The organism is Thiolapillus sp., assembly GCF_048562965.1.
GTDB classification, from domain to species: Bacteria; Pseudomonadota; Gammaproteobacteria; order Chromatiales; family Chromatiaceae; genus Thiolapillus; species Thiolapillus brandeum_A.
On the sequence record NZ_JBHNMF010000162.1, the window covers coordinates 1 to 6,657 of the forward strand.

The 6,657-nt window shown below is 58.4% G+C and carries 9 protein-coding genes; 5 read left to right on the forward strand and 4 right to left on the reverse strand.

Annotated elements, in window-relative coordinates; genetic code table 11:
• Nucleotides 1-211: 211 nt before the first annotated feature.
• The 3 genes from ACOCD2_RS09955 to ACOCD2_RS09965 are packed head-to-tail and all read right to left on the reverse strand — an operon-like array spanning nt 212 to nt 2,254.
• Nucleotides 212-946 (reverse strand): ATP-binding cassette domain-containing protein, encoded by a 735-nt coding sequence (locus tag ACOCD2_RS09955; protein ID WP_293647350.1) that lies wholly within the window; start codon nt 944-946, stop codon nt 212-214.
• Nucleotides 943-1,578 carry an alpha/beta hydrolase gene (locus ACOCD2_RS09960; protein ID WP_293647348.1) on the reverse strand — a complete coding sequence of 212 codons (636 nt, stop codon included), beginning with the start codon at nt 1,576-1,578 and terminating at the stop codon, nt 943-945. Before ACOCD2_RS09960 ends, ACOCD2_RS09955 begins: the two co-directional genes overlap by 4 nt.
• On the reverse strand, nt 1,472-2,254 hold the full coding sequence (locus ACOCD2_RS09965; protein WP_293647346.1) for an alpha/beta fold hydrolase: 783 nt from the start codon (nt 2,252-2,254) through the stop codon (nt 1,472-1,474). The genes ACOCD2_RS09960 and ACOCD2_RS09965 overlap by 107 nt, the downstream gene beginning before the upstream one ends.
• A 159-nt stretch (nt 2,255-2,413) precedes the next feature.
• Here ACOCD2_RS09965 and ACOCD2_RS09970 point away from each other — a divergent pair, with 159 nt between their 5' ends.
• A complete protein-coding gene (locus tag ACOCD2_RS09970; protein WP_293647344.1) occupies nt 2,414-2,722 on the forward strand; it encodes a DUF4342 domain-containing protein in 309 nt (102 codons plus the stop codon).
• Nucleotides 2,703-2,996, forward strand: coding sequence for a helix-hairpin-helix domain-containing protein (locus tag ACOCD2_RS09975; protein WP_293647342.1), 294 nt, complete (start codon nt 2,703-2,705; stop codon nt 2,994-2,996). The genes ACOCD2_RS09970 and ACOCD2_RS09975 overlap by 20 nt, the downstream gene beginning before the upstream one ends.
• A 41-nt stretch (nt 2,997-3,037) precedes the next feature.
• Here ACOCD2_RS09975 and ACOCD2_RS09980 read toward each other — a convergent pair whose 3' ends face one another.
• Entirely contained in the window at nt 3,038-4,639 is a 1,602-nt protein-coding gene (locus ACOCD2_RS09980; RefSeq protein WP_293647340.1) for a DUF1254 domain-containing protein, read from the reverse strand.
• Nucleotides 4,640-4,837: 198 nt separating this feature from the next.
• On the opposite strand from ACOCD2_RS09980, the gene ACOCD2_RS09985 reads away from it, so the two are divergent.
• From ACOCD2_RS09985 to ACOCD2_RS09995, 3 genes are all read left to right on the forward strand, one after another.
• Entirely contained in the window at nt 4,838-6,001 is a 1,164-nt protein-coding gene (locus ACOCD2_RS09985) for a hypothetical protein (RefSeq protein WP_293647338.1), read from the forward strand.
• A 178-nt stretch (nt 6,002-6,179) separates the two neighbouring features.
• A complete protein-coding gene (locus ACOCD2_RS09990; protein ID WP_293672601.1) occupies nt 6,180-6,332 on the forward strand; it encodes a hypothetical protein in 153 nt (50 codons plus the stop codon).
• A gap of 1 nt (nt 6,333) precedes the next feature.
• The gene (locus tag ACOCD2_RS09995; RefSeq protein WP_293652555.1) at nt 6,334-6,597 is read left to right on the forward strand and encodes a hypothetical protein; all 264 of its coding nucleotides are present in this window, start codon (nt 6,334-6,336) and stop codon (nt 6,595-6,597) included.
• Nucleotides 6,598-6,657: the final 60 nt, after the last annotated feature.

Here is a 6,657-nt window from a genome sequence, read left to right on the forward strand (position 1 = left end):
CCATACACAACCAAAAACCCAAGCCATTCATCTGGACAGCCAAGGCTAAGGATATCTTGGCTAAAGTTGTTCGTGCTAATCGCCGGTTAAGTTCCAAGCAAAATGCAACACTACACTAGGTTACCCTCAACCGTAACGTTCAGGAAGGGGCTTTTGCGACACCCTCCCTTTGGGAGAGGGGCCGGGGGTGAGGGTATAAAGAGTGGGCAACTCATGCCATGATCCCCTCATCCGATCCAATAAGCGCCACGAAGGCATCTTCGATATTGTCCTTACCCGCCTGCCGCATCAGTGCCTCAGGCGTGCCAACGGCCTTGATCACGCCAGCGGCGATCACCACCACTTCATCACACAGAGCGGTCACTTCCTGCATGATATGGGTGGACAAGAGTATGGCCTTGCCCTGTTCCTTCTGGCGCAGCAGGTAACGGCGCAGGGCGCGATTGCTCATCACATCAAGGCCATTGCCCGGCTCATCCAGCAGCAGGTTCTGCGGATTACCCACGAACGCCCGGGCGATGGCGACCTTGGCCCGCTGCCCCTGGGAAAAACCCTTGCAGGGGCGTTCGAGAAAATCCTGCATTTCCAGTTCCTGTGCCAGCGCGTCGATGCGTTTCGCCAGCACATCGCCTTTAATACCCTGCAGCTCACCAAAATAGGCGATGTTCTCCCGCGCCGTCAGCCTCGGGTACAGGCCGCGGGCATCCGGCACCACCCCCATGGCCGCCTTGGCGGGCAGGGGATCGTGCCAGGCATCCATGCCATCCACCAGCACCTGACCGGCATCCGGTTGCAGCAGGGCATACAGCATACGCAGGGTGGTGGTCTTGCCCGAACCGTTAGGCCCCAGCAGCCCGGTGATCCTGCTATCGGCGATCTCGAAGCTGACACCATCCACAGCCTTTACGGCGCCGAAGTGCTTTTTCAGATCCCTGGCGATGATCATGGCGCCGGCCCCAGTCTGTCGATGAAATAAGGCAGGTGCGCCGTTTGCTGCACGCAGACCGTTTCCCGGTCCGTCAGCGCCAGCCTTTCGATGAAATCCGCCGCCAGCTCGGGCACGCAGCCCCTGGGCAACACATTGTGTCCCTGCCGGGGGACCACCAGATGCCGCCCGCGGGTGAACTGCTGCAGCGCCTGTTCACCATAGGATACGGGCGTGACCGGGTCCAGTTCACCGGACAGCAGCAGCGCAGGCACATCGCTGCGCAAGGGGTGGTGAATATCCGCATAGCTCTCCCCCCTGGGCCACACCGAGCAGAGCTTTTCAATCTGCTGGGGGAAGCGCCCCAGCACCCGGTTGGATGGCGCCGGAAGATCCCGGTAGTAGGGCACATCCTCCGTGCAGACGATACTGTTGTGCATGCCCTCGCTCATCTCGCCTTCGAGGGAAGCCACCACCTGCAACGCCTGCGCCAGCATGGGCTGCCAGTCGTTCTCATCCACGGCATGAATCAGCAGGGGCAACAGGCTACGGGTCTCGCTGCTGTAGCTGAGCATGCGCAGGGCCGCATCCAGGGTCTGCCGGCTGGCCTGCAGATCCAGCGTCTTCCCCGTGCGCGGATGAGGCAGGCTCATGTTGTGCTCCTCGTCCACCGAGATCTGCTGGTAGGCCTGCCATTCGGCATCCAGGCGGGGAAAAGCCCTGCTGCAGGCTGGCGGCAAAGTTCACGCCGATCACTGTTTCCAGGGGAATGACGCCATCCAGCAGGATGCTGCGCACGCTGTCCGGATGCTCCCGCAACACCAGCTGCGCCATGCGCGTGCCATAGGAAACACCCATGAGGTTGATCTTCGTGTAACCGAGGGCCTGGCGCACGAATTCCACATCTTCCACGCCCAGGCGGGAGGTGAAGAAACGTACATCCGGCGACAGGTTTTCCAGGCATTCCCGGGTTTTCTGTACCAGCAGGTCATCGTCTGTGGTCAGCGACAGCGCCTCGTCCTGCGGGCAATCCAGCGGTGTTGATTTGCCCGTTCCCCGCTGGTCGATGAGAACGATGTCCCGCTGTCCCACGATGCGGCTGAACACCGGCCACATGAGCAGCGCCGTTTCCGTGGCCGACTGACCGGGACCGCCGGCAAAGAAAAACAGGGGATCGGGCATGGGCGCATTGCCGCTGGCCGGAATCACCGCCACGTGCAGGTCTATCTGTTTGCCTTCAGGCTGTTCATAATTCAGGGGCACGCTGAAATCATGGCAGCGGGCGTTCACCACCCTGGACAGGCGGGGATGGGTAAGCCCGCAGTCCACTGCCTGGCTCGCCCACGCAGATGAACCGGCGAGCAGCCATAGAACAACCAGCCGTAAAATGATGTTGTTGCCAAATCCCATGACCGGGAATGCTACTATATTCCGAACAACATCATCGCCATTCCACCTGTTATGGCAGAGCCAAAGGAGAATCCGACAATGACCAACGGCCCGGAAAACAAGGACACCGACTGGAAAGAAGAAATCTTCATCGCGGGAAACGAGCTGGTGGACCGTATCAAGGAACTGGTCGCCGAAGGCAACGTGCGGCGGCTGATCATCCGCAAACCCGATGGTGAAAGCCTGCTGGAGATCCCTCTCACTGCGGGGGTTGCCGTCGGAGGTGCGGTAACCATCATTGCACCGGTACTTGCCGCCCTGGGCGCGCTGGCGGCGCTGATAAAGGACTTCAAGCTGGAAGTGGTTCGCACCGACCCAGCCGAATCCGATGAAGAAAAACACCCCTGACAATCCGGCGGATGCCGTTCTGCTCGAACAGCTGCCCGGCATCGGCCCGGCCATGGCTGCAGACCTGCGCCTTCTGGGCATCATCCAGCCGGACCAACTCACTGGCCAGAATGCCTACAGCCTCTACGACAGTCTGTGTGAAAAGACCGGCGCCAGACACGATCCCTGTGTCATCGATGTGTTTCTCGGTGCCATTCACTACATGAACACGGGCGAGGCCCTGCCCTGGTGGCAGTTCACTCCTGAGCGCAAACAGACACTGGACAAGCCCTGAACAGCTTCCCTTCCTCCCTATTCCGGCACAAGCGCCCCCTTTCACAGGGGCTCCAGATCGCCCGGCCGCCAGGTTTTTTCAAACCAAGGCTTCAAGGGACCGTAGAGGCGCAGCACCAGGAACCAGGTCTTACCCGGAACCGTCTGAATCCAGTTGTTTTCCTTGCCGGCTGGCGGCTTGGGGCCGAAATAGAGATCCACGGAACCGTCGGAATTGTAATCCATCTTGGAAACCGTACTGTTCTTGCTCGGAAAGGGTTGGCTGGTCTGCAACTGGGAGCGGGTCTGAGGATCGTAGACCACGACGGACCAGAAGTCCTTGGCGGGCACATCGGGTGGCAGATGCAGGCTGTAATTTTTTTCGCCGCGCATGATGTCGCCGTTCCTGTCCTGGTTCAGACCGCCATAGCTGGAGCCCGCACCGGGGATCTCCCAGGCCATGGCCGGGGTGTTCACCGTAGCCTGATAGAAGAACATGGTGCGCGCATCCAGGTTACGGCCTGCCTTGCCGTCACCATCCAGCCAGCGGTAGTCGCCGCCGACGAAATGGGTGATCCAGTAGCTGTTTTCATACAGGTAGGCGCGCCTGTCCCTGGGGAAGAAGGACAAAGTGCGGGCGGTGGCATTGGCCACGGCCACGGCATCCTCCAGAATCTTCTTCAGGTGTGCGTCCGGCTCGAAAGGCTTCCCTTTCACCAGGCCGATGGCTCCGGCCTGACCACGCAACTCGGGGTCGATGAAATCCAGCGGTTCTTTCTGCAGAACCTGCCAGACTTCCTCGAAAAAACCAAAGTCATTGGCGTGAATGGTATTGAATACCCTGCCTGATACGTCGAGATATTTCATTTCCGGCGGATTGTCCGCCTTGGCAAGTGGATAAATCTTCAACCCGGTTTTCCACATGCGTGCCGCCGCTTCCGGCTTGCCGTCAACCAGAAAACCCCGCAGGATCAGCCAGTTGACGTAGCTGCGTGACTGCGCCACCCAGACATTCCGCTCCTTGCCGGCGATTTTCACCTTCACCGTGGACGGATCCTTGGCAGTGTTGGGGGTGGGCTTGAGATCGCCCTGGTAATCCGGCGGCAATATCAGGTACATGCCGCCTTTCTTCCGGTCGGGGCCAGGAGCCCCCATATCCACAACGAAGCGAAAGAAGGCATCGTTCACCGTACCCGGACCGGCACCGGGCGGGACTTCCACCACGGTAGGACCGTCGCGCTCCAGATCCAGGATGGCAGAAGCATAGACCGTGTCGGTATTGCCGGTGAGGAACAAGGCATTGGAATCCATGAGCTTGTTGAACACGAGGACATGATTGGCCTCGGTGGCACCCAGTTCCAGGTGTCCCCGGCGCATGGCTTCCAGGGAAGCGGCTGGCACGAAATTCAGGAAGACATCCATGCCGCGCATAAAATCCAGGTGGTCGTAGACCTTCTGCCGGGTGGCCGGCTCGGGCATGCCATCGAGGAATTTCAGTTCCCCGATTGAGGTTTTCACATGATCAGGGGTCAACAGACTTTCCGGAATAGGGTGGTTGTAACCCGAGGTCGGGGCCTCCGCCACAAGCGCGGCAGCAGCAGTCCCGGCAACCAGGGCCAGCAGGCCCGCTACCAGGCAAATAATCTTACTGGTGAAATTTTTCATGTCTTCGACTCTCTAATCGGTCAGGAACAGTGGCAGACAGTCTATCATCATTGCCCGGACACACCCAACCAAACTTGACCGAATGCGCCGGAGCTGCCCGATTGATTCCCCCTATGCCAAAATACAAAGGGCGGATTATCCGCAAGGGCTTCAGCGCGCTAGAATGCCTGCCATTGTTGATGCAGCAGGAACAGCGCCATGCAAACCGGCCCGAGAGAAATAACCACACCGTTTCGCCCCATCCCCCTGGACGTGCCCGAAGGCATGGCACCCAACGAGTTTTTCAACAGCACCGAAAACCTCAACGACCTGGAAAACAACAACGGCCTGCTGCGCAACCCCGAGAACCTGCTGCTCTACCGCAAGGCCCTGGGCCACAGCAACCTGTTCGATACTTCCATCATCTACAACACCTCCCAGTGCATTCTCAACCCCCTGGGCCGCCCGGTGCGCCGCACCCAGGTGCCGGACGATGTGAAACACGTCTGGAACCGCATGAACCAGATACTCATCGACTACATGCTGGAGCTGTTTCCCGATCCTGCAGACGCCCTGATCCTTGCCGGCGAAGCCAGCCTGGATGCCACCTGGTCCCTGACCTCCCCCGGTGTGCCCAGCATCCGCATGCTGCACAACCATTTCATCGCCTTCGACATGGAGCAGCTGCGCGCGGCCAAACTGGCGGACAGGGACAACCCCAATCTTACCGACGGCGGACAGCACAGCCTGTTCCAGAAGCACATGCGCGATGTCTACCGGGACTTCTTCGACGGCCTTGATCTGAACATCCTCAAGCTGGCGGATGAAGGCAGCTCCACCATCGGCCTCACGGGCTATCCCCAGGGACTGCCTAGCTGGGAGATACAGGGTGGCTCCGAGCGACTCAAAGACATCTGTTTCTGGCGTGAGTATGACGAGATCCTCAAGGGATTCATCGACTTCTACCGCACCTTCTTCACCCAGGTCTCCACACGCAATGCCCCCATGCCCAAGGATGCCTGGTTTCCGGATCAGATCGAAAAGAAGCTGCTGTACAACAATGAATTCCTGGCTACCGCCAAGAAAGTGCGCGACCGCTGTATCACCGACGCCAAGTACGCCAACGCCATACGCTGGCAGCCAGCCTTCAAGCAGCTCATCTACCGCAACGATGAAGGCAAGCTCATCGTCACGATCAGCCAGAACTCCATAGGCAACGCCATTACCGAATTGCTGGGCGTCGTGGTCAAACGCACCCCGGACGCAGGTGCTTATGAAAAGGCCGAGCCCGCGCTCATCGAAAAGCTGCTGGAAGTAAGACGGCGGCTGATTCGGGCCGATCTGGGAGAAGGCATCGAAACGCCCTATTGGGGCGCGGAATAAGATCCCACCCTTTCAGGCGACAGGAACAGCAGCGCACCTTCGTCACGGCCGGATCTCGTAAAAAAGCCTGGTTTCAGACCCGGAATTGATCCAAGACAACTGATCGCGTTTCTTTTCTCTCCCGATAAGCAAAATGCGAACTTTTGAGCTCTTTCTTACCTGCAAAGCGTTATAAACATTGTCGAGCGTCCACTGCATCAGGCGGGAGGGCGAAAATACCAAACAATCTCTTTTACCTGCAGGAGTCCATGCAATCAAGCGTGTCTTCGGCCTCGTGATAGATTTTGGGACATCCCAGTCCCCAAAATCGACTCGGCCTTTGACAACCTAATTTGTGCCCCAGCCGTCCTGGTCACCAAGCACTACGCAACAACTTCGCAAGCTCGTTGCCGCTCCGTACTTGGCTCCCATATGACTGGACGCCGCGTTCGGAGGCCTACTTTGTTCCCGTCTATAAATGCCAAGTCATTGAAATTCAATTGAAAAACCGAAAAAAGACGATGAGAAATCCGGTGCAGGATGGTACAATTATGATCGGCTCTTCGACGTTTCATATGGATTTCAGTATGGAACCCGCCGGGCTGGCAATCATGTAGATCATAGTTATAAAAGTTCGGTTGTTTCGATAGCCTCTGGCTCGTGCTCTGGCTGCTTGG